This is a genomic window from Micromonospora sp. RTGN7 (genome assembly GCF_033804645.1).
Classification (GTDB): domain Bacteria; phylum Actinomycetota; class Actinomycetes; order Mycobacteriales; family Micromonosporaceae; genus Micromonospora.
Genome location: NZ_JAPZLF010000002.1, coordinates 71,573 through 93,343, shown reverse-complemented (window position 1 = coordinate 93,343; position 21,771 = coordinate 71,573). Strand labels below are relative to the sequence as shown.

The following is a 21,771-nucleotide window of genomic DNA, read 5'->3' as shown; positions in this document are numbered from 1 at the left end:
AGGCCAAACCGGCGCCACCCCCGCCTCGCGCCCGGCACGGGATCATCAGGTGTCCTGGCCGGTAGTCACTGAGGCTATCCGCGCAACGTTCTGAGCGCGGCCGACGGCGGCGGAGGTGGAGTTCGCTCAGCAGTTGGTGGAGCGGGCCCAGGCCGATGGGGTGTCCCTGGTCGGGCCGGGCGGGCTCCTCGCCGGGATCACCCGTACCGTGCTCGAATCAGCGCTGGACGCCGAGCTGGATGCTCACCTCGATGAGGTCGGTGTCGATGAGACGACCGGCCGGCGGGTCAACATTCGTAACGGGCACGGGGCGAAGACGGTGCAGACCGAGGTGGGGCCGGTGCGGATTCAGGTTCCGCGGGACCGGGCGGGTTCGTTCACGCCGCGGATCGTGCCGAAGCATGCCCGCGGGTTGGACGGGTTCAACGAGGCGATCCTGTCGCTGTATGCCAAAGGGTTGACGACCGGTGAGATCTGCGCGCATTTGGCGGATGTGTATGACGCCGACGTGTCCCGGGAGTTGATCAGCCGAGTCACCGACAGCGTCGTGGACGAGATGGAAGCCTGGCGGCAACGGCCGCTCGACAGGATCTATCCGGTGGTGTTCATCGACGCCCTGGTGATGAAGATCCGCCAGGGGCAGGTCGCGAACCGGCCCCTCTACGTTGTAGTCGGTATCAGCCTGGACGGGAAACGTGACGTGTTGGGCATGTGGGCTGGCACCGGCGGGGAAGGCGCCAAGCAGTGGGCCGGCTACCTCACCGAACTGCGTAACCGCGGTGTCGAGGACGTGTTCATGGTCTGCTCCGACGGCCTCAGAGGCATGACCGACGCCATCGAGCAGGTCTGGCCGCAGGCGGTGCACCAGCAGTGCGTCGTGCACCAGGTGCGGGCGTCACTGCGTTACACGAATCGCAAGGACTGGCTGAAGATCACCCCCGCGCTGCGGGAGATCTACACCGCCCCCACGGTCGCGGCCGCCGAGGCCCGTTTCGAGGCGTTCGCCGCCGAGTTCGGTGACCAGTACCCCGCCGTGATCCGGCTCTGGCGGACCTCCTGGGCGCAGTTCGTGCCGTTCCTCGACTACGACCACGAGGTCCGCAAGGTCCTCTACACCACCAACATCATCGAGAGTCTGAACGCTCGTTTCCGGCAAGCCGCCCGCCGGCGCGGGCACTTCCCGACCGAGCAGGCCGCGATGAAGGTCCTCTACCTCGTCGTCCAGCAGAAACGCAAGGGCGGCGGAAGCATCACCGGCCGGGTCTACGGTTGGGCCAAGGCCCTCAACGCCCTGATCCTCGCCTACGGCGACCGGATCGCCATCTAACAACCTCGATCACACCACAGGCCCAAACACGGAAATCGACACACTCCCCTGGATTTCGAGGAGCCATGCGCGCCGGATGGATGGCAACTTGGACCAAGGTTCCGGGGAACTGGTGATCTGCATAATAAGGTGGCACCGCCCCTGTATTACCCCAAGGGTGTCGGTTACGGAGAGCGTGCCGCTGGCGAAAATCTTCCTCGGGGGTACGAATGAAAATTCATGAAGTCGCAGACGACGTCCTGAGACGATGTGCAACCGCTCAGTTCTCTGAAGCTACGGACCTTTTCGTCGCTCTTTCTTTGGGCCGTCTTTTCTGGCCGGAAACCACGCTGGTTAACGGAGCTGCATTCCTTGCTCTTCATCCGGGCGACGCGGAGGAGATTGGACGTCGGATTGCCACATGGAATGAATCCGACAGCTTGACATGGGTTCAGGTCGTCGACAGCCTCAACATTTTCGAAGTGCGGTATCTTTTTGCTAACTGGCCCGGGTTTCCAGAAGTCGTAGGAGATGTCGAATCGTGTCTTGCCCAGATCTTGCTTGAAGTGTGGGCAGCCAAACTTAGGGCCGATTTTCCTGATCGTAGGTTCAGTGTCGAGTTAGACGGGAATCCTGCATCAGACGGCCCTTGTGTTTTGGTGCGGCAAACCTATCCGGACTTGCTTTGGCAGTCCGGGTAGTGTGCGGGAGAGTCGGGTCGGCCCTAGGTCGGCTGGGCCGGCGAAACGTATGACGACTGCTCGACTGTAAAGCCAATCCTTAGAGCAAGTTGAAGCCCTGCCGGGCTCTGGCCCGGCAGGGCTTCAATGGATTCCGGTGACTCAGAAATAAGTCTCTTGCTGGTACGGACATCTCCTATCTGCGAGGTCGCAACGGTGGTTGAGTCTTCTTCCGAAATGCCGACGATGGCACGACCGAGGCAACTTCGCACAACAGCCCGAAAACCTCCAACGCCCCAGCAACGACGAGCAGGCCCCGCCACCCGCCAAGCGCTCCCGCACCAGCCGGCAACGCGCACCGAAGCAGTAAGCCAGCCGGACCAATGCCCTCGACCAAGATCCGACTGGCTCAAAACTGCTCTACAGGATCAAGACGGCCCGGCAGAGCCGGGCGCGCGCACGCGCTACGACCTACGGCCCCGCGCGCACGCCCACCAACACCGAGCCACCAGCCAGGAGCCAGGACGATCCGCTCCGAGGCCGGGACGACTCCTTCACTTGATACTCAAGGTGGGTGGCTCCGGGGATCGACGCCGCACCGCTACGCGAACCGCCACTGGTCTCACTTCCGTCGCCATCCCGGCCTGCCGGCACGCCATCGAGACATCGACAATTACTGTTTGAATTTGACGGCAACCGTGACGGCAACCCGAGCAACCAACCAAGGCCCCGGACGGACGGCCGTTACGCTCTGCCATCCCCAACTAATCCGCAGCCCTCCGAGCAGCCCGGTCACCTTCAGGAGTGTTCGCCAACCAGCAGCCTGCGCCGAGCGGCTCCCATCCCAGTTCATCGCACTGCCGAATCACCTGATTCGTCAATTGCTCATAACTTCCCTTCCATGGCCCGAACCCGTCCTCAGTAATATCTCCGGGGATCATTAATCCACCGTCGACTAAGGCACGGACTAGACCCACGGCTGCATCGCGCAATGCGATGCCCTCGCTTGAGGCAGAGTCTCGTGCTTCGCCGACGACCCGGTCAATGGGCACCCAATCTTCCAAACCCTCGGCCAATATCTCCTGAATGACCGATTCACGGCTCCTCGACATGAACTTTCAGACCCTTCGAGTTTGGCGGGAAAATATCGATCGTGGCACCGCCTGATCGAGAGGCTCCACGCCATTGAATTACGGTTCCGTCGGCCTGTCGGTAAACCTCAGGAATCTTTGGCCCTCGAGCCGGAAGCTGCTCGGCACCATTAGTCATCTGACCGAACAGGTTGCGTAATTCATCTTCGCTACCGACAGTTCTGACATGTGATTGCTTGCCGGTCGGCAGGTTATCAAAACTGCTCTTCCAGCAGCCGCCGGTGTTGTGGACCAGTACCGTCGTGCCGCCAGCTACCACATAGTACGTGTGGATGTCGTCAATCGTGAGGTTGTGGACGCGAGCCGTCTCGGTCCACCGCCTGGTCCCAGCGATCTCGACCCGCTGCCCGGAGGACGCCAGCACCAGCTGGCCCTTCCTCAGGTCACGCGCATTCACCCACTCTTCGATCTCGTCCACCCAGAAGGGGTGGATCGCGGTCGCCACGAGCTTCGCGGTCCTGTCGCCCCGGTCGCCGTCCGTGTCCACCGTGATCTCGACAAGATCCTTGCGGCCCTTGCTCGTCAGGGTCGCCACCACCGTCTTGCCCGCAGACTCGCCTGCTTCCGGGTCCGTGGCCCGGACGACATCGCCCACGTCCACGTCCTCGATCGGCTTTTGGCTTCCGTCAGCCATCAGCACGAGGGTCCCCGGCACGAAGCTCTGGGGCACCGCGCAGCTCGCGCCCTCTGCCCCCGCACTCAAGGCGTCGTCCGCGCGTTTGCGGGACTTCATGAAGGTCTGGTAAGCCTCCTTGAGCCGGCCCCCGAGATTCACCAGGCGGTTCTTCAGGTCGTTCAACTTGTTCAGTCGCAGGGCGTACCGGGCGATGAGCTTGCCGGCCGCGCCGCCGACGGCGGTGAGCACCACGTTCAGCGCTGTCGCCGCGCAGGCACCCATGTCGCCCTTGACGAAGCAGTCCATCGCGTCGGTGATCCCAAGCTCGTCGGCAACGATCTTGCCGAGTTCCTTGGCGATCGCGATCACCATCTGCTTCGCCCGCTCCGCCTCCTTACGGGCGCGGGTCACCTCCGGCGGCTCGGACGGTCGCGGGGTATCCGGCGTCGCCTTCTTTTTCGCCTTTCCCGTCGAGACGACGGTCCACCTGCCGCTATGCGGGTCCTGCGCCAGCTTCTGGTCGGGGTGGTCCCTCCAGTACTTGTCCTCGGCGGCACCACCCCCCTCGGTCGCCAGCGGCTTCAGGCCGTCCGGGTCGCTGAACAACAGCGGATTGTTGTTGCCGTACGAGTACCCGTGCATCTGCTGCGGGTCGGCCGGGTCCATGATCGGGTCGACCGAGATGAAACGGCCGATCGTCGTGTCGTACTCCCGCGCGCCGAGATGGGTCAGGCCCGTTGACTCGTCCTTCGTCCCACCGACGAAGCCCTTGTCGCCGAACCATTCCCCCGCCGCGGGCTGGGTGCCCCGCGGGGTGCCGAAGGGCGTGGTCCGACGGTAGGTGAGCTGCCCGGTAGTGGCGTCCACGGCGGCCTGGCCGGTGCCGTGGTGGTCGGCCGCCTGGAACTGGATGCCACTGACGGTCCGGACCACTGACATCTTGTCCGTGACCTGGTAGAAGCGGGTCCCGTTGACCACGTTGGTGGCGTGGTCGAGCCGCAGCTCCATCCCCGGCAGGTAGACGGTGGTGGCGTTCGGCTCCTTCCGGACCAGGCGGTTGCCGTCCGCGTCGTAGACGAAGCTCGTGGTCTGGCCGTTCTCGGTCGCCGAGGCGAGGTGCCCCTCGGCGTCCCAGACCAGGGTCTGCTCCTCGCCGACCCGGGTGCGCTTGGTGGTGTTGCCGGCGCTGTCGTACTCGTAGGAGTAGAGCCGGTCACCGCCGGACGTCTCCTCGGTGACCGAACGGACCGTGTGCGGCTGCGGCTGGCCGGCCGCCGGATAGCCGTAGCTCCGCTCGATCTCCGCAGTGCCACCAGCGGCATGCTGGGTCTCGGTGAGACGGTTGCCGGTGGCGTCGTAGGTGTAGCTGTGGTGGTACGGAGCCGGGCCGCCGAGGCCGCTGGTGGCCGGGCCACCCGCGCACGGCTCGGTGGCGGTGGTGCCGGTGCTCCAGGCATCGGTTACCCGCCGCAGGTGGTCGTAGGTGAAGCACTGGATGTCCCGTTGACCGTTGCCGGGGGTGTCGGCGATGGTCAGGACGTTGCCGGCGTCGTCGTACGTGTAGCGCTGGTCGATGTCCGAAACCGGCTCGGTCGGCGCTGGTTGCCCCGGTGCCACGACAGCCTGGCGGGTCAGCGTGCTCCGGTTGAGCCGCTGGGTGCCCTCGTCGTAGAAGTACGTGCCCCATGCTTTGCGGCCACCGGTGTTCAGCTCGACCTGCTGGAGCTCGCCGGTCTGGGCGTACTGGGTGTTGGTGACGTAGGACTGCTGGCCGGTCGTGCCCGAGCCGGTGATGGCGGTGACCTGCTGGAGGCTGTCGTACGTGTAGGCGACGGTCTCCTGCGCGAGGCCACCGGCCGCCGGGAAGCCGGTGTTCCGGACGGTGCCGTCGCTGTTGTAGCTGGTGAAGAAGCGGTAGACGCCGCCCAGCGGGTCGTCGACAGTGGGCTTCGGGATCGAGTACCGGACCTCGGTCGGCCGGTCGAACACGTCCCGGGCCGGGTAGAAGACCTGGTACTTCAGGCTGCCCACGAGCCGGGTGGAGGAGTAGAGCTGGCCCTTGGAGATGGTGTCGTAGACCGTCTCGCTGAGCTTGGTCCCGGTCGCGACGCTGCCCTGGTAGGTGGCGGTCTTCCGGCCGAGCACGTCGTAGGTGAACGACACCTGCGCGTTCGCGGCGTTGGTCGTGGAGGTGAGCTGGTCGTAGTCGTTGTACTGGAGGGTGCTGGTGCCGGCGTCGGGATCCGACGTGGATATCTTGCGACCCCGCTGGTCGTAGGTGTAGCTCCAGACGTTGCCAGCGGCGTCCGTCACCGTCTTCGGCTGTCCCGCCGTCGTGTAGTCGTACGTCGTCTCGTCGTACGCGCCGGACGGGGCGGCACCCTTGTACTGGCGGAGGGCGCGCGCCTGGCCGCGGGCGTCGGTGATGGTGGTGGTCGGCGTCGCGCCGCTCGGCGGGTCGAGATGGGTACGGTCACCGCCGTAGGCGGTGACGGTGCGCCACTTCTCCGTGCCCGCCACCAGCGTGATGGCGTTGGTGACCCGGTCCGCTCCGTCGTACACGTACGCGTCCTGCAGATCGGTGTCGCCGGTGAGGGTCGGCAGGATCTGCCCGGACGGCGCCCCCGTCGCGTAGTAGGGCGCGTTGACCCGACCGACCTGACCGGTGGCGGTGTAGTAGGTCTCAGCGACCATCCCAGGTCCTCGACCTGGGTGACCCGGCCCACCGGGTCGGTGTAGGTCGCCGTCTTGACGTCGTGGGTGGTGACCGATTTGCCTCGCCTGGGCGACGAGTGTCGCGGTCGCCGCCAGCCTGCTTGGCAATTCGCGGCAGCCTCGAGGAGGGCTTGAGCAGGGATTCAGGCAGCGCTTCGCGCCCCGGGTCGCCCAAGCGCGGGCCGCCGGAATTGCGGGTCCGTCGCGCCGGCCAACGATTCATCGGCGCGATCGAAGCGCGCTGCGCACCAGGTCAGCCCCGGTCCGGCAACCCGAGGCAAGGAATCCACGCAGGCCCATCCCAGCCGCATCGGCGGGCGGCGGAAAACGACGGCCCCGGGCCGCAGCACGGGGCCGGCTACCGGCGGGCGTGCCGGGGTCGGTCAGGTGCCCAGGGCGTCGATGTCGCGCATCTCCTCGGCGGTCAGCGAGAAATCCCAGATGTCGGCGTTGGCGCGGATCCGCTCCGGCGTGACCGACTTCGGGATCACCACGATCTCGTGGTCGATGTGCCAGCGCAGAACCACCTTGGCCGGTGACACTCCGTGCGCGGCGGCGATCCGGGTCAGCACCGGGTCCGCCAGGTCAGTGGACTTGAACGGGCTGTATCCCTCCAGCACCACGCCCCGGTCCCGGTGTTCGGCGTGCCGTTGCCGGTCGTACAGCGAAGGGCTCCACCGGATCTGGTTGACCGCCGGGTTCTCCTCGGTGGCCTGGATCAGCTCGTCGATCTGCGCGGTGCTGTAGTTGCTCACCCCGACCGCCCGGGTCAGGTTGTCGTCGCGGGCGGCGAGCAGCTCCCGCCAGACCGGGATGCTGTCGGCCGGCGAGGACGGTGGCCAGTGGATCAACCACAGGTCGACGTGGTCGGTGCCGAGCGCCCGGAGGCTGGCCTCGATCGTCTCCCGCTCCCGGCCCACCTGTTCCGGGGGCAGCTTGGTGGTGATGAAGATGTCCTCCCGGCGTAGCCCACTCTCCTTGACCGCCCGGCCCACCTCCTCCTCGTTGCCGTACATCGTGGCGGTGTCGAGGTGCCGGTAACCGGCGTCGAGCGCGGCGCGCACGGCGTCGTACCCGGACTGGCCGGTGGCCTGCCAGGTGCCGAAGCCGAGCAGCGGCATCCGCACGTCGCCGGGAAGCAGGGCGGTGGACTGGTCCAGGTCGTCCATGGTGGGTCTTCTACCCCTGATCACGCCGGCCATGCCCCGCGCCGCGTACCGGTGGGGAACCGGCGGCGCCACGCCCGCAGCCGACCGGGCCGGCGGCGGGGTGCTGCGGATCGGGGCGGCTCGACGGAGAATCGCTCGTTGAGCATTGATGTGGCCTGAGACCACGGGCCGGGCTCCGAGCCGGGGGACCGGGACGCCCAGCGCGCGGCGAGGCACCACAAGCCGAGACACGAGGAGCAGCGTGTACCTGACCCACCTGGAGTGCCCGCGCTGCGGGCAGGCGTATCCGGCGACCGAGCCGCAGAACCTGTGTGCGTGCGGCTCGCCGCTGCTGGCCCGCTACGACCTCGCGGCGGTGGCCGACGCGGTCACCCCGGAGCGGTTCACCCTGCGGCCGGCGGACCTGTGGCGCTACCGGGAGCTGCTACCGGTGGCCGACCCCCGATACGAGACCACGCTGGGCGAGGGCTGGACGCCCATGCTGCGCGCCCCGTCGTACGGTGCCCGGATCGGCATCCCGGACCTGATCGTCAAGGACGAGGGGTTGACCCCGACCGGGTCGTTCAAGGCGCGCGGGGCGGCGGTCGGGGTGAGCCGGGCCCGGGAGCTGGGCGTGACCCGGATCGCCATGCCGACCAACGGCAACGCGGGCGCGGCGTGGGCGACGTACGCGGCCCGGGCCGGGATCGGCGCGACCATCGTGATGCCGCTGGACGCGCCGACCATCTGCCGGCGTGAGGTGCTGGCCGCCGGTGGCGACCTGCGCCTGGTCGACGGGCTGATCAGCGATGCCGGCCGACACGTGGCCACCCTGCTGGCAGAGTCCGGGGGCGCGGTCTTCGACGCCGGCACGCTGCGCGAGCCGTACCGGCTGGAGGGCAAGAAGACCATGGGGTACGAGATCGTCGAGCAACTCGGCTGGCAGGTGCCCGACGTGATCGTCTACCCGACCGGCGGCGGGGTGGGGCTGATCGGCATCCACAAGGCGATGCACGAGCTGCGCGAGCTGGGCTGGATCGGCGACAAGCTGCCCCGGCTGGTCGCGGTGCAGTCGACCGGTTGCGCGCCGATCGTCCGCGCCTTCGCCACCGGTCAGCCGCGGGCCGAGCCGTGGGCCGACGCGCACACCGTGGCGTTCGGTATCACCGTTCCGGCCCCGCTCGGCGACGAGCTGATCCTGGCCGCGCTGCGGGCCAGCGCCGGCACCGCGATCGCGGTCGAGGACGCCGAGATCCTGGCCGATCTGCGGGATTTTGGGGCGGACGAGGGGCTGCTGCTCTGCCCGGAGGGGGCGGCCTGCCTGAGCGCCGCCCGGCACCTGCGGGCCGGCGGGTGGATCCGGGACGGCGAGCGGGTGGTGGTGCTCAACACCGGCGCCGGCCTGAAGTACCCGGAGACGGTGGACGTCTCGGCCGTCCCGGTGGTGGCCTGACCGGGAGGGGTGCCCGGGACCGCTCGACCCGGGCCGGCCACGATCAGGCAGGCGGGGGCCGGTCGGCCCCCGCCTCCGCGGGCGGTCAGGAGGTCGGCGGCTCGTCCTTGCCGGCGGCCTCCGCCGCGTCGGCCTCCTTCTTGGTCTTGTGTACGGCCTTGTCTGCGTGCTCCGGCGGCCCGTAGACGGTGTAGAGGACCAGCGGGTTGGGGCCGGTGTTGACGAAGTTGTGCTTCGTTCCGGCCGGCACAACCACCAGGTCGCCCTGGGCGACCTCCTTCTTCTTGCCGGCGACGCGGGCCTCGCCGGTGCCGCTGACGAAGGTCAGGATCTGGTCGGTGCCCTCGTGGACCTCCTCGCCGATCTCGCCACCCGGCGGGATCGTCATGATCACCAGCTGGGTGTGCTCACCGGTCCACAGCACCCGCCGGAAGTCCGGGCTCTTCTCGGCAACGGTCGCGATCGTGAAATGCTCCATGGCCCGCACATACCCCGTGCCGCCCCCGGTCACGCCGGGAACGAAAGATGATGGAATTCCGCACGCTTCGAGGTTTGGACGCGTCGGGGTCGGGCATGTCAAACACCGACCGGCGCACGAGATCGGTCGAGCCAGGTCCTCGTCGGCGTACCGCCGTACGGCTGCGGTGGCGGGAGACGGCCAGAGCGCGGCGACGTCACGACCCCCGGGTCGCGGCGGCGCCGCGCGCTCATGTCCGGCGTCGGTAGGGCCCGGAACCCCCGGCGGTGTACGGGACGCGAGCGGTTGGTCGACTCCGGCGGCGGCGAGGCCGCACCGGCCCCACGCAGGGCCGGTCCCCGCCACGGGGAGGTGACGGGGACCGGGTTCGAGGGCTGTCAGGACGAGATGGTCAGGTGGAACGCCCGGTCGGCGGCCACCCCCGCCGAGGTGAACGTCTGGACGAAGACCCCGTTCGGCACACCGAAGCGGCCGACCACCGCGATCTCGCCGCTGGGCGAGCTGCCCACGGCCCCGGTCAGGCCGATGGTCCCGACGTATGCGGAGCGGGTCAGGTCGTGGCTGAACACCACCTGGTACTGGCCGGCGCCGAGACGGGTGGCCGAGACGGCCCCGAAGCCGCGGACCAGGACGCCCGTGGACTCGATCACGGCCCAGAAGAGCTGCGCGGTGGGGGGCATTCCGACGGTTGTCCCGGGGACCAGCTGTGCGCTGGCCTCGGCGATGTCGCTGGCGCTCGGGGCCGGCTGGTCGGCGGGTTTCTTGGACTCGCTGGACATGGTGGGGCTCCTTGACTGCCGCCCGGTGAGGCGCGGCCAACCTAGAGGGATGAAAGGGAAATATACTGATCAGACGGCGATTGACGGTTTGATCTGATCAATACCCTTTAGTTGGTCAAACGGTAATCCGTGCCCCCCACCCAGGACCAGGGGTAAAACTGTACAATCATGGACTTTCGACTATTTGATCATGCCGCTGAGCTGCGGATATGTCGTCGGATCCGTGACTCTGCGGCGACCCATCCGGGTGCCGCCGGTCAGCCGTCGCGGTGCAGCCAGGCGAGCAGGTTCCGGCGGGCGAGGACGGCGGTCCGGTCCCGGTAACGCGCCAGGGTCTCCGCGTCGAGCAGTTCCCGGCCCTGCCCGGAACGGCCACGCCGAAAGAAGGCCGAACGATCCATGAGCACCCCCGCCGGGTCCGGCGCCAGGCGATCGGCCTGCTGGCGCATCCGGTCGAAGGTGGCCGCCTCGACCAGTTCCGGCCAGCGCGGTCCGGGCACCTCGATATCCAGGTGGTGCCGTTCTTGGAGCGGGCACTGATCACGATGTCGCCGTCGCGGAACGGGAAACCGAGCCACCGGGCGCTGTCCTCGTCCGGGGAACGGTAACGAAAGGGGTTCTCTGGCAGCCGGGGATGGTAATGACGGCAGCGCCGCAAGCACCCGACATTTACCGGAAGCCCTGTGACGAGCACCGATGTCTGGCTACATTGAACTATGGTGCCCGCGCCTGGGGGCCGGGTGGCGGATCCGGTCTACCGCCCCGTCCTCACCAGCCGACGAAGCGAGCTGGAGGCGCTGCGCCATCTCGACGCCGCCGTCGCTCCCCTGCTCGCCCCGGTGCTCGATGTGTCCACCGTGGATGCCACCCTTCCTGACAGTCTCGCCCGGCTGCCGTCCGGGCTGCTGCCGGCGGTCGACGTGACCGCGCTGGCCGACGGGGTGGACAGCGAACTGGTCCGCTGGGGCGTACCGCTGGTGCCGGTGGCCGGGCTCGCGGACAGCGACGCACGGCTGGCCGCCCACGGCCTGGCGGCCCGGGCGTACACCGGAAGGCTGGTGGTGCGGCTGCGGGCCGCTTCGGACCGGTCGGGCCCGGACGCGACGACGGCCGCGGTGGAACGGATCTGGCGGCTCACCCGACTGGTCCCGGAGCAGTGCGAACTCCTCGTCGACGCCGGGGACGTTTGCTGCCGGGCCGACGTCCGGCTGGCGGAGCCGAGGGTCCGGTGGCTGGCGGACTGGGCGCGGCGGCACGCCTGGCGGGCAGTGACCGTGGCGGCCGGCGGGCTGCCGCCGACAATCTCCCGGCTTCCCACCGACGAGCCGGTCCGGCTGGACCGGTGGGACTGGCTGCTCTGGCAGCGGCTGGCCGACCTGGGCGTCGGGTACGGCGACTACGGGGTCGGCTGCGCGGTGCCCGGGGCGGACGCCGCCGGGGACCGGCTGCCCACCGTCCGGTACACCGCCGGTGGGGCGTGGTGGGTCTACCGCTGGTCGCGGCGCGGCGGCCGGGGCGACGAGCGGGTGGCGGACCTGTGCCGGACGCTGGTCTCCGCACCGCACTGGCCGACGGACGGGGCAGCCTTCTCCTGGGGGGACCACGAGATCCTGCGCCGGGCCCGGCGGACGGCCGGGGCCGGGTCGACGACGAACTGGGCGGCCTGGAGCACCTCGCACCACCTGGCGAGGGTGCTGTTCGACCTGTGCCGACCGGCCGGGGCCGGACCGGAGGCCGAGCAGCGGACGGGGCCCCGGCCCGGCGGTGAGCGGCTGCCCGGCGGGTGGCGGGCGGGGCCGGAACGCGGCCGGCCCGGCCGGCCTCACCGGGGCGGTGAGGCCGGTCGGGCCGGCTGAGCCCGGGGCCTACTCCTTCCCGGTGAAGCCGAACTGCACGACCCCCTCGTCGTCGACGGTGGCGTCGACCGAGGTGTCGCCGAGCAGTTCGGCGGCGTCGGAGTCGAGGAAGATCCGGGCGCCCTCGTTGTCCAGCACCTGGTCGCCCTGCGCCGGCTCCGGCACCAGTTCGATGGTGAGCGAGCCGGCGTCGGCAGCGGCGATGCGCAGCCCGCCGTCCTGGGCGACGTCCTCCTGGGCCGCGAGGTCACGGATCACGAGCACGGCGTTGTCGGTCATGGTCAGCATGGTGGACTCCTCGTGGGTTCTCGGATCGCGGTCGGCGCAGGCCGGGCTCAGCCCGCGTACGAGCACACGGGGGAGCAGGGCGACGGAGAGCCCGTCGCCACACGAAACGGGGCAGTTCGCACGCCCCTCCCTGCCTACGGTGCCCGCTGAACGCGGATCCGTCAAATAGAGCGGCGCCGACCTACCGTCCCACCCAAAACCGGCTCCGAGCTGCCCCGATGCTCCCTAGGCTGGACCGGTGGACGCAGCGAGACGGTACGCGGCCGAGTCGAGGTGACCCTCGACGGCACGTCGGTCAACGAGCCCCTGACCACCCAGATTGGCAAAAACCTTCGCCCTGCGGGTTTCCATGGCATAAACCTGCATGACAGCATCAGTGCATGCATCGTCGCCTCTGTCCCCGGTGCGCACGCTGGCGGCGTTGTCGCCGGCTTCCCCAGCGCCCTTGCTGAGGCGCTGTTGACCGCCGGGTCCCCTTCCTGGTGCGGAGGAAGGGGACCGGGCCGCAGGGCGCGACGGCGGGGCCGCCCGAGGCACGAGGATGGGCGCCCCGCCGTCGCACCCTCAGGCGACGGGGCGGGCCGGCGCCGCCGGGTCGCCCTGCTCGATCAACGCGTCGATCTCGGCGGCCCGCAGGCCACGTAGCGCGAGCACCCGCCTCCCCCAGCGGTGCAGCCGGCACGGGTGCGGGCTCGCGTCGTTGCGGCAGACCGTCCCGCCCGACCACCTGCGGGGCGCGTGCACCACTACCGCCCGCACCGCGAACTGGGCGTCCTCCACCGTGACGTACGGCGGCAGCGGGATCTCCCGGAGCGTCTCCCCCGACTCCTCGACGCCGAGGGCGGTGGCGGGGCGGACGGTACGGGTGGTGGTGGTGCTGCTCATCGGCAAAGCCTCCACAAAGGATGGACGAACCGGGACAGCAGGAAACCTACGACCGCTCACCGGCGGAGCGACGGACAAACTGTCCCGGCCGAGCGGCCGAGGTCGGCTCCAGCACCCGGCCAGCCGTGGCCCCCGACGTCTTCCGTCCACCCCGCGCCGGCCAGTAGGTTCGACGGGTGAGCGTGACGCGCAGCACCGACCCCGACCGCGTCGGCTTCGACCCCGCCCGGCTGGCGCGCATCGACGAGCACTTCGGCAGGTACGTCGACGACGGGCGACTCGCCGGCTGGCAGATCGTCGTCACCCGCCGGGGCGAGATCGCCCACTCCTCCACCTACGGCCAGCGCGACCGGGAGGCGGGCTTACCGGTCGAGGCGGACACTCTCTGGCGCATCTACTCAATGACCAAGCCGATCACCTCCGTCGCGGCCATGATGCTCTGGGAGGAGGGCCGGTTCGAGCTGACCGACCCGATCAGCCGTTGGTTGCCGGAGTTCGCCGACGTCCAGGTCTACGACAGGGGCTCGGTGCTCACGCCGTACATGTCGCCGGCGGTCGAGCCGATCCGGATCTGGCACCTGCTCACCCACACCGCCGGGCTGACGTACGGCTTCGCCCAGGTCAGCGTGGTCGACGGCCTGTACCGGGCCGCCGGCTTCAACCTCGGCGTGCCCGTCGGGGCTGACCTGGCGACCGCCGTACGGGGGCTGGCCCGGCTGCCGCTGCTCTTCCAGCCGGGCAGCAGCTGGAACTACGGGGTCTCCACCGACGTGCTCGGCCGGCTCGTCGAGGTCATCTCGGGCCGGCCGCTGGATCAGTTCTTCGCCGAGCGGATCCTCCGCCCGCTGGGCATGACCGACACCCGCTGGTGGGTCGACGAGCCGGACGCCAAGCGACTGGCCGCCCTGTACGCCCCGAACCCGGCGACCGGCCAGACGGTCCGGGCCGACGCGATCGGCCGGGCGGCACTGGCGGAGCCGTCGTGGCTCTCCGGCGGCGGCGGGCTGGTCTCGACGGCCGCCGACTACCACCGGTTCACCCAACTGCTGCTGCGCGGCGGCGAGCTGGACGGCGTACGCCTGCTCGGGCCCCGGACGGTGCGCTTCATGGCCCGCAACCACCTGCCCGGCGGCCACGACCTGGCCTCGTTCTCCCCTACCGGGTTCGCCGAGACGGTGCTGAACGGCGTCGGGTTCGGCCTCGGCTTCGCCGTGGTCCAGGACCCGGTCCCGTCCCGGGTGCCGAGCAGCGTCGGCGAGTACTACTGGGGCGGGATGGCCTCCACCGCGTTCTGGGTGGACCCGGTGGAGGAGGTCACCGCGTTGCTCTTCACCCAGCTCATGCCGTCGAGCGCTTACCCGCTCCGGTCCCAGCTGCGCCAACTCGTCTACTCGGCGCTGGTCGACTGACACTACGCCCTTCTTACTGCGCCGTCCGGGCCGCCGCCGACGCGGCGGCGGCCCGGACCACGGTGACGCCGGTCCAGAGGTAGGTCAGTCGGTAGCCGTTGACGGCGTCACCGGAGAGGTTCACCGGCCGCATCCCGCCGCCGGAATCGGGGGAACGGCACCGCCGGGGGCGCTCGGCTCCCTAGCCTGAAGAACGAAGGACGAGGGTCGCGCCGACGGGGTGCGGCGCGGGAGGCGGGCAGGACATGAGCGACATCGTGGTGTTCGGGGCCGGCGGTACGGCGGGTTCGCGGATCACCACCGAGGCGGTGAACCGGGGGCACCGGGTGACTGCGGCGGTACGCCGCCCGGAGGCGACCAGCTACCTGCCGCCCGGGGTCGACGTGGTCACCGGCGACGCCACCTCGGAGCGCAGCGTACGGGAGTTGGCCCCGGGCGCGGACGTCATCGTGGTGGCCGTCGGCGGCGGTGAGCGGGCGCTGTGGCGGGACGTGGCGGAGAACCTGATCACGGTGCTGCGGGACCTGCCGAACCCGCCCCGGGTGATCCACGTCGGGGGCGGGGCGACCCTGCTCACGCCGCAGGGCACCGCGCTCCTGGAGGAGCCGGACTTCCCCGAGGAGTACCGGGACGCCGCGCTTGGCCAGGCCGACGCGCTGGCCTGGTACCGGTCCTCGGCCGCAGGGGTGACCTGGACATACGTCTCTCCGCCGCCGGTGGAGTTCCACCCCGGCGAGCGCACCGGCCACTACCGCACCGGCACCGACGAGCCGGTCGCCGACGAGCGGGGCCGCGCGGTGCTGAGCTACGAGGACCTGGCCGTCGCCATCGTCGACGAGATCGAGAACCCGCGCTTCGAGAACATGCGCTTCACGGCCGGCTACTGAGCTGCCCCCAGGCCGGCCGGCTCAGTCGGCTGCCCCAGGCCGGCCGGCTCAGTCGGCGAGACGGGCCGGGAAACCGCCGGTGGCGATCGGGCCCCAACTGTCGACGGTGACCCGGATCAGCGATTTACCCTGCCGGACCATCGCCGCGCGGTACTCGTCCCAGTCCGGGTGCTCGCCGGAGATGCTCCGGCCCGGTCGACCCGGGTGTTGCTCGCGATGCTGCGTGCCATCACCCGTTTCTACCAGCATTGCGTCAGCGCGGTCGGGCGGCGGCCCGGCCCGTGGGCTGGGCGGGCACCCGGGGCCGCACGCTGGGCCGCCAGGCCCGGCCGTTGGCGTAGATCACCCGGAAGCCCAGGTACGCCGCCAGCGGGGCCCAGTGCGCCGACCCCATCCGCAGTTCGGCGGCGTTGTGCCGCTGCCCGTTGGCGAGCACGTCGAGCAGTACGGTCTCGAAGGCGGCCGACTCCACCCAGTCGACCTCACGGGTGAAGCCGCAGATCAACGCGGCTCCGGTCACATCGAGGAAGTCGTGCAGCGCCGCGTCGGACGTCCGCAGCACCGAGCAGCTGCCGAAGTAGAGCCGGCGGCCGTCGCACCGGCCCTCCATCCGCTCCGCGACGTCGGAGAGCTCGACGGAGTCCCAGTCGGTGAGGCAGAGCCGGCTCGGCTCGCCGTGCATGGCGAAGAATCCGACCCGGTAGTCGGCGTACTGCTTGAGCAGCCAGCGGTCGAGGAAGTAGAAGAGTTCGTCCCGGGTGGCCGCGCCCTTGTGGATGAACCGGATCTTGCCCAGCCGCTCCAGCAGTTCCAGGGTCGGCAGGACCGACCCGCGGTCGTTGAGGTCGCGGTGCCACTGCCCCTCGACACAGAACACACCACCCCGCGGCACAGCCACCTCCCCTGATCCCCCTGGTGACGGTACCGCTGGCCGGCCGGCCCCGCCCGTCGGCCTCCGTCGCACCGGCATCACCTTTTGTGTCACCTCGCGCCCTCCACGCGGTTTCCGTCCTTATCGCCCCCGCCGGGAAGTGCGGACGCTTCGCGATCCACCCCCTTTCTCAGCAGATCCCCGGAGACGGATGAAAGCGAGAACAATTCCCCTTATTTGCCACGAGGCGGCCGTCGCGATGCGAGGGTGAAACCGACGGGACGTCCCGCTCGACCTACCCCACTCGCTCTCCTTTCGGGAGGATTTCCGTGCGTGCCCAAACCATGAAACGGGTCGTCGTCGCGTTCGCGCTGGCGCTGCCGGGTGCCGCGATCGCCTCGGTGGTGGCCGCCCCGGCGGCCCACGCCGACGGCTGCTACACGTGGAAACGCAACCTCTACCAGGGGCGCTCCGGCGACGACGTCCACCAACTCCAGATCCGGGTGGCCGGTTGGGCGGGCCGCCGGGACATCGTCGAGACCGACAGCCGGTACGGCCCGAAGACCGCCGCCGCCGTCAAGCGCTTCCAGTCGGCGTACGGGCTGAAGGCCGACGGGGTGGCCGGGCCGCAGACGTACGCCAAGCTCTACGCGCTCCAGGACGACGACTGCACGCCCCGGCACTTCAGCTACGGCGAACTGGATGACGGTTGCGGGCAGGCCAGTTGGACCGGCGGGCCAATCTCGTCAACGAAGACCAGGGACAACGCCCTGCACACCATGTGGAAGCTGGAGGCGCTGCGGCACGACCTCGGCGACCAGCCGCTGAGCGTCACCAGCGGCTTCCGCAGCACGTCCTGCAACCAGCAGGTCGGGGGCGCATCGAACAGCCAGCACCTCTACGGCACCGCCGCCGACCTGGCCGCCCCGAGCGGCAAGTCCCTGTGTGATGTGGCCCGGGAGGCCCGCGACCACGGGTTCAGCGGAATCTACGGCCCGGGGTACCCGGACCACGACGACCACGTCCACGTTGACTCCCGCCGGGAGAACAACGACGACGGGCTCACGAACACCACCTCCTGGTCCGCCCCGGACTGCGGGATCGGCGCCGGCGCGGACTGACCGGACCGGCGGACAGCATGCCGCCGGTTCACGGTGAGACGTGACGGGGTCGCGGTCGGTCACCGACTGCCGTTAGGCTGTGCCGGTTTCGACGGCGCGGGAGGCGGCGGTGTTCGGTCGGGATCTGGACGACGCCGAACGGTGGGTGGCCGACTGGTCCGCCTCGATCTCCGAACGCGCCGAGCGGGCCCAGCGGCTCGCCGCCCGCGTGGCCGGGCTGGCCGGCAGCGCCGAGTCCGCCGGCGGGCTGGTCGAGGCGCGGGTCGACAGCGGGGGCGTCCTGGTGGCGCTGCACCTCGACGACCGCCTGACCGGCTGGCCGGCCGCCCGGATCGAGCGCGAGATCATGATCGCGCTGCGCCGGGCCCAGGCCACGTTGACCGGCCGGGTCGCCGAGGCGGTCGCCGAGACCGTCGGCGCCGACACCGAGACAGGCCGGGCCGTCCTCGACGGGTACGACCGCCGCTTCCCCGCCCCGCCGCCCGACGACCACCCCGGCGGGTGGCCGGACGGCGGCACCCCGGGGTTACGCCGTGACCGGTGACCAGGCACCGGCCGCCCGCCCGCAGGCGCGCGGCGGTCCACCGGCCCTGGAGGTCACCCCGGAGGCGTTGACCGCGCACGCCGCCGGTCTGGACCGGATCGGCGCGACGGTCGCCCAGGCGATCGGAGCCGCCGGCGGCCTCCGGGTCGGCGGGCACGCGTACGGTCAGTTGTGCGCGGCGTTCCCGGCAATGCTGGAGCCGCTGCACGACCTGGCCGAGCGGGTCCTCCGCGAGGCGCACGACGCGCTGGACGAGACCGCCGACGGGGTACGCATGGCGGCGTCCCGCTACCGGGACGTCGACCAGCGCGCCGCCGAGAGTTTCGGTCAGCCCCGGTGACCGTGCCGAATCCGCTGGTCGCCACGCGGGTGGACAGCACCACCGACTGGACGGGCATCGGGCTGGCCGAGGACGTCGACCTGCTGGTGGAGGCGTTCCGCGGCGGGTCCTGGATCGACGGGGCGATCGGCGGCTTCGCGGCCGGCCTGGACACCCTCGCCCTCGTCGTCGACCCGCTGGGTCAGCTCGTCTCGTGGGGCGTGGCGTGGCTCATCGAGCACCTCAAGCCGCTCTCCGACGCGCTGGACTGGCTGGCCGGCGATCCCGACCAGATCACCGCGTACGCCGACACCTGGTCACACGTCGCGGCGGCGCTGCGCTCCTCGGCGACCGACCTGGACGCGGCCGTGGCCGCCGACCTGGCCGGCTGGTGGGGCGAGACCGGCGGCGCGTACCGGGCACACGCCGCGCGGCACCGCGAAACGCTGTCCACCATGGGCGCAGGGGCCGAGGCGATGGCCGCCGTCACCACCGGGACCGGCCTGGTGGTCGCCCTGGTCCGGGAGATCGTCCGGGACCTGATCGCCGACTTCGTCTCGGTGCTCGCCGTACGCCTGTGGGAGTGGCTGGCCATCGCCGGCGGCACCCTCGGCGCGGGTACGCCCTGGGTCGTCGCGCAGGTGTCCACGTTGGCGGCGAGGTGGGCCGCGAAGATCGCCCGGCTGCTCACGGGGCTGCTCAGCAGTCTCCGCCGGGTCGCCCCGATCCTGCACCGGCTGGGCGATGTCCTGGAGCGCCTGGAAGCGGAACTCCGCCGCCTCGCCCGCCAAGACCCCACCACCGCTCCGCGGCCTCGATCCGGAAATCTCTACTCGAGCAACAGCACGCGCACCAACCGAGACGTGCTTGAGAACGGCCCGGGGACGCCGCGCACCGTCGAGAATGTCCATGCTGTCGCCGAGAAAATGGGCATTGATCTTCGGGGAGTGGACATCCAACTCGTAGTAGAGCCCGATGAGGTGCGGTATCTCGATTCCATGGACGCATGCGCCTACACGCCAAGCGAGTTGCAGGGTCGGGAAGTCCGGCTGGGTCCCGCCAGCTTCACGGACGAAGAGACCTTGGCAGCTACGATCGCCCACGAGTACTGCCACGTTAAGCAGTTGCATGCGGGGGACCACCTCCGCCGTACCTGGAGGGAACTCGAAGACGAGGCGTACGCGGTCGAGCCCGATGCGTTGAGGCGATTCCGAGGAGATAGATGAGGCGGATCAGGTTCCGGGTCGACGAAGTGTTCGACCTCTCCTCCCGATCGGGCCTCGTCGCCTGCGGGACCCTCCTCGACGGCGAGGAACTGATCGGGCTTCCAGTCTTCGTTGACGAGATGACCGGTCGGCCGGTCCACGTTCTCGGCGTCGACTTTCCGACGCCGAGAACCCGACGCACCGGGCAACACCTCCTCATCGTGTCGCGGGATGACATCGAACTCGTCACCCCAGGGCGCACCTGGGTCTCATGATGAGAAGACGGGCATTGACTCGAGGCCGCCCGGGTCCCTCAGAAGCCATTTCGCTCCCTCACATGTCCGATGCATCTGGTCGAACCCGCCGCCGTGACAAGACGGGTTGATCGACTGCGCTGACCACGTACGCGCCGGTGCCCCGCCGGAAACGGGGGATCGTCGCGAAGCTCGCCGTAGGGATTTCCCGCATCCCGCGTGTGGAGCTTCTCGTCGGACATCCAGCTCCGTCACAATGTGGAGGCAATTCTCCACTGACGGCAACGTGGCCGGGACGAGAGGGGATCGACGATGACCTCTGCGAAAAGGGCACCGGGCGGCGCGGGAATCTTCCGGCGCAAGCCGGTCGAGGAGATCGCCGAGGAGACCGACGAGGGGCTGTCGCGGTCCCTCGGGTTGTGGCAGCTCACCGCGATCGGGGTGGGTGGGATCATCGGTGCCGGCGTCTTCGCCCTGGCCGGGGCGGTGGCGCACGAGACTGCCGGCCCGGCCGTGCTGGTCTCGTTCCTCATCGCCGGCCTGGCCAGCGCGGCGGCGGCCCTGTCGTACGCCGAGTTCGCCGGGATGATCCCGAAGGCCGGCTCGGCCTACACCTACGGGTACGTGGTGCTAGGCGAGGCAGTGGGCTGGTTCATCGGCTGGGACCTGCTGCTGGAGTACACGGCGATCGTGGCGGTGGTCGCGATCGGCATCTCCGGGTACTTCGGCTTCCTCCTCGGCGAGCTGGGGCTGGCCCTGCCCGCCTGGATGCTGGGCGCCCCGGGCACCGGCGACGGTCACGTGGTCGACCTCTTCGCGGTGCTGCTCTGCCTGCTCATCGCGTTCCTGCTCAACCGGGGGATCAAGTCTGCGGCCCGGGTCGAGACGTTCGTGGTCGGCTTGAAGGTCGCCGTGGTACTGCTGGTGATCGTGGTCGGCTTCTTCCACGTGAAGACCTCGAACTACTCGCCGTTCTTCCCGTTCGGGGTGAGTGGGGCGTTCACCGGCGCGGCCACCGTCTTCTTTGCCGTGTTCGGGTACGACGCGATGAGCACGGCGGCGGAGGAGTCGAAGGACGCCCGCCGGCACATGCCGAAGGCGATCATCTGGTCGCTGGCCATCTCGATGGTGCTGTACGTGCTGGCCACGCTGGCGCTGACCGGGATGCAGAACTACCGGGACATCGACCCGGAGAGCGGCTTCTCCTCGGCGTTCGCCTCGGTGGGGCTGTCCGGGCTGGCCAGCGTCATCGCGGTCGGGGCGATCATCGGCATCCTGACGGTGATGTTCACGTTCATGCTCGGGGTGACCCGGGTGTGGTTCTCGATGAGCCGCGACGGCCTGCTGCCGGCCTGGTTCAGCAAGCTGCACCCGGTGCGCCGGGTGCCCAGCCGGGTCACCTGGATAGTGGGCGTCGGCTCGGCCCTGTTCGCCGGCTTCCTGCCGATCCGGCAGGCCGCCGAGCTGACCAACATCGGCATCCTGCTGGCGTTCACGGTGGTCTGCGTCGCGGTGATCGTGCTGCGTTACCGCCGCCCCGATGCGCCGCGCACGTTCCGGCTGCCGGGGATGCCGGTGGTGCCGGCGCTCGGCGCGATCTTCTCGATCTGGCTGATCACCTTCCTCGCCCCGGTGACCTGGCTGCGCTTCGGGGCGTGGTTCCTGCTCGGCGCCCTGGTCTACGGTCTCTACGGCTACCGCCGTTCGGCACTGGCCGACCGGGGCTGAGGGCGGCGGCCCACCGACGCCAGCAGTTTGTCGAACGCGTCGACCTGCTGGCATCGGTGGTCCCGGCTGACGCGCCGC

19 protein-coding genes and 1 pseudogene are annotated in these 21,771 nt (G+C 69.8%); 11 read left to right on the top strand and 9 right to left on the bottom strand.

Annotation, left to right across the window (positions count from 1 at the left end; translation table 11 throughout):
• The first annotated feature begins 115 nt into the window (after positions 1-115).
• Complete coding sequence (locus SNR22_RS03780; protein ID WP_320065033.1) at positions 116-1,327, top strand: IS256 family transposase; 1,212 nt, start codon at positions 116-118, stop codon at positions 1,325-1,327.
• 1,754 nt (positions 1,328-3,081) lie between these two features.
• On the opposite strand, the gene SNR22_RS03775 is transcribed toward SNR22_RS03780, so the two are convergent.
• Both SNR22_RS03775 and SNR22_RS03770 read right to left on the bottom strand, forming a co-directional pair.
• Positions 3,082-6,447 carry a polymorphic toxin-type HINT domain-containing protein gene (locus SNR22_RS03775; protein WP_320065032.1) on the bottom strand — a complete coding sequence of 1,122 codons (3,366 nt, stop codon included), beginning with the start codon at positions 6,445-6,447 and terminating at the stop codon, positions 3,082-3,084.
• A 404-nt stretch (positions 6,448-6,851) separates the two neighbouring features.
• Positions 6,852-7,637, bottom strand: coding sequence for an aldo/keto reductase (locus SNR22_RS03770; protein WP_320065031.1), 786 nt, complete (start codon positions 7,635-7,637; stop codon positions 6,852-6,854).
• 241 nt (positions 7,638-7,878) lie between these two features.
• Here SNR22_RS03770 and SNR22_RS03765 point away from each other — a divergent pair, with 241 nt between their 5' ends.
• The gene (locus SNR22_RS03765; RefSeq protein WP_320065030.1) at positions 7,879-9,069 is read left to right on the top strand and encodes a threonine synthase; all 1,191 of its coding nucleotides are present in this window, start codon (positions 7,879-7,881) and stop codon (positions 9,067-9,069) included.
• A gap of 85 nt (positions 9,070-9,154) precedes the next feature.
• Here SNR22_RS03765 and SNR22_RS03760 read toward each other — a convergent pair whose 3' ends face one another.
• The 3 genes from SNR22_RS03760 to SNR22_RS03750 all read right to left on the bottom strand — a co-directional run bounded on the left by SNR22_RS03760 (position 9,155) and on the right by SNR22_RS03750 (position 10,826).
• Positions 9,155-9,547, bottom strand: a complete 393-nt coding sequence (locus tag SNR22_RS03760; protein ID WP_320065029.1) for a cupin domain-containing protein — start codon at positions 9,545-9,547, stop codon at positions 9,155-9,157.
• Positions 9,548-9,924: 377 nt separating this feature from the next.
• Entirely contained in the window at positions 9,925-10,326 is a 402-nt protein-coding gene (locus SNR22_RS03755) for a hypothetical protein (RefSeq protein WP_320065028.1), read from the bottom strand.
• Between the two features lie 257 nt (positions 10,327-10,583).
• Complete coding sequence (locus SNR22_RS03750) at positions 10,584-10,826, bottom strand: hypothetical protein (RefSeq protein WP_320065027.1); 243 nt, start codon at positions 10,824-10,826, stop codon at positions 10,584-10,586.
• A 216-nt stretch (positions 10,827-11,042) separates the two neighbouring features.
• Here SNR22_RS03750 and SNR22_RS03745 point away from each other — a divergent pair, with 216 nt between their 5' ends.
• Positions 11,043-12,182, top strand: coding sequence for a beta family protein (locus tag SNR22_RS03745; protein WP_320065026.1), 1,140 nt, complete (start codon positions 11,043-11,045; stop codon positions 12,180-12,182).
• 9 nt (positions 12,183-12,191) lie between these two features.
• Here the strand turns inward: SNR22_RS03745 and SNR22_RS03740 are convergent, their stop codons facing one another.
• Positions 12,192-12,470 carry an iron-sulfur cluster biosynthesis family protein gene (locus SNR22_RS03740; protein WP_320065025.1) on the bottom strand — a complete coding sequence of 93 codons (279 nt, stop codon included), beginning with the start codon at positions 12,468-12,470 and terminating at the stop codon, positions 12,192-12,194.
• A gap of 564 nt (positions 12,471-13,034) precedes the next feature.
• Positions 13,035-13,355, bottom strand: coding sequence for a hypothetical protein (locus tag SNR22_RS03735; protein WP_320065024.1), 321 nt, complete (start codon positions 13,353-13,355; stop codon positions 13,035-13,037).
• A gap of 176 nt (positions 13,356-13,531) precedes the next feature.
• Here SNR22_RS03735 and SNR22_RS03730 point away from each other — a divergent pair, with 176 nt between their 5' ends.
• A complete protein-coding gene (locus tag SNR22_RS03730; RefSeq protein ID WP_320065023.1) occupies positions 13,532-14,764 on the top strand; it encodes a serine hydrolase domain-containing protein in 1,233 nt (410 codons plus the stop codon).
• A 245-nt stretch (positions 14,765-15,009) separates the two neighbouring features.
• Positions 15,010-15,651 carry an NAD(P)-dependent oxidoreductase gene (locus tag SNR22_RS03725; RefSeq protein ID WP_320065022.1) on the top strand — a complete coding sequence of 214 codons (642 nt, stop codon included), beginning with the start codon at positions 15,010-15,012 and terminating at the stop codon, positions 15,649-15,651.
• A gap of 48 nt (positions 15,652-15,699) precedes the next feature.
• Here SNR22_RS03725 and SNR22_RS03720 read toward each other — a convergent pair.
• Both SNR22_RS03720 and SNR22_RS03715 read right to left on the bottom strand, forming a co-directional pair.
• Positions 15,700-15,840, bottom strand: a pseudogene (locus SNR22_RS03720) (PPOX class F420-dependent oxidoreductase); the annotation flags it as partial.
• Between the two features lie 64 nt (positions 15,841-15,904).
• On the bottom strand, positions 15,905-16,543 hold the full coding sequence (locus SNR22_RS03715) for a DUF6642 family protein (protein ID WP_320065342.1): 639 nt from the start codon (positions 16,541-16,543) through the stop codon (positions 15,905-15,907).
• A gap of 308 nt (positions 16,544-16,851) precedes the next feature.
• Here SNR22_RS03715 and SNR22_RS03710 point away from each other — a divergent pair, with 308 nt between their 5' ends.
• The 6 genes from SNR22_RS03710 to SNR22_RS03685 all read left to right on the top strand — a co-directional run bounded on the left by SNR22_RS03710 (position 16,852) and on the right by SNR22_RS03685 (position 21,693).
• The gene (locus SNR22_RS03710) at positions 16,852-17,643 is read left to right on the top strand and encodes a D-Ala-D-Ala carboxypeptidase family metallohydrolase (RefSeq protein ID WP_320065021.1); all 792 of its coding nucleotides are present in this window, start codon (positions 16,852-16,854) and stop codon (positions 17,641-17,643) included.
• A gap of 79 nt (positions 17,644-17,722) precedes the next feature.
• The gene (locus SNR22_RS03705; protein WP_320065020.1) at positions 17,723-18,187 is read left to right on the top strand and encodes a YbaB/EbfC family nucleoid-associated protein; all 465 of its coding nucleotides are present in this window, start codon (positions 17,723-17,725) and stop codon (positions 18,185-18,187) included.
• On the top strand, positions 18,177-18,527 hold the full coding sequence (locus SNR22_RS03700; protein ID WP_320065019.1) for a type VII secretion target: 351 nt from the start codon (positions 18,177-18,179) through the stop codon (positions 18,525-18,527). The genes SNR22_RS03705 and SNR22_RS03700 overlap by 11 nt, the downstream gene beginning before the upstream one ends.
• A complete protein-coding gene (locus tag SNR22_RS03695; protein ID WP_320065018.1) occupies positions 18,524-19,732 on the top strand; it encodes a hypothetical protein in 1,209 nt (402 codons plus the stop codon). The genes SNR22_RS03700 and SNR22_RS03695 overlap by 4 nt, the downstream gene beginning before the upstream one ends.
• Positions 19,729-19,986 (top strand): hypothetical protein, encoded by a 258-nt coding sequence (locus tag SNR22_RS03690; protein ID WP_320065017.1) that lies wholly within the window; start codon positions 19,729-19,731, stop codon positions 19,984-19,986. The genes SNR22_RS03695 and SNR22_RS03690 overlap by 4 nt, the downstream gene beginning before the upstream one ends.
• A 291-nt stretch (positions 19,987-20,277) precedes the next feature.
• Entirely contained in the window at positions 20,278-21,693 is a 1,416-nt protein-coding gene (locus SNR22_RS03685) for an amino acid permease (protein WP_320065016.1), read from the top strand.
• Positions 21,694-21,771 lie beyond the last annotated feature (78 nt).

Bases quoted from the DNA above. Each gene is read 5' to 3' on its own strand.
- SNR22_RS03770 (WP_320065031.1), bottom strand. From the start codon at position 7,637: ATGGACGACCTGGACCAGTCCACCGCCCTGCTTCCCGGCGACGTGCGG.
- SNR22_RS03685 (WP_320065016.1), top strand. From the start codon at position 20,278: ATGACCTCTGCGAAAAGGGCACCGGGCGGCGCGGGAATCTTCCGGCGC.
- SNR22_RS03740 (WP_320065025.1), bottom strand. From the start codon at position 12,470: ATGCTGACCATGACCGACAACGCCGTGCTCGTGATCCGTGACCTCGCG.
- SNR22_RS03745 (WP_320065026.1), top strand. From the start codon at position 11,043: ATGGTGCCCGCGCCTGGGGGCCGGGTGGCGGATCCGGTCTACCGCCCC.
- SNR22_RS03760 (WP_320065029.1), bottom strand. From the start codon at position 9,547: ATGGAGCATTTCACGATCGCGACCGTTGCCGAGAAGAGCCCGGACTTC.
- SNR22_RS03755 (WP_320065028.1), bottom strand. From the start codon at position 10,326: ATGTCCAGCGAGTCCAAGAAACCCGCCGACCAGCCGGCCCCGAGCGCC.
- SNR22_RS03775 (WP_320065032.1), bottom strand. From the start codon at position 6,447: ATGGTCGCTGAGACCTACTACACCGCCACCGGTCAGGTCGGTCGGGTC.
- SNR22_RS03735 (WP_320065024.1), bottom strand. From the start codon at position 13,355: ATGAGCAGCACCACCACCACCCGTACCGTCCGCCCCGCCACCGCCCTC.
- SNR22_RS03725 (WP_320065022.1), top strand. From the start codon at position 15,010: ATGAGCGACATCGTGGTGTTCGGGGCCGGCGGTACGGCGGGTTCGCGG.
- SNR22_RS03690 (WP_320065017.1), top strand. From the start codon at position 19,729: ATGAGGCGGATCAGGTTCCGGGTCGACGAAGTGTTCGACCTCTCCTCC.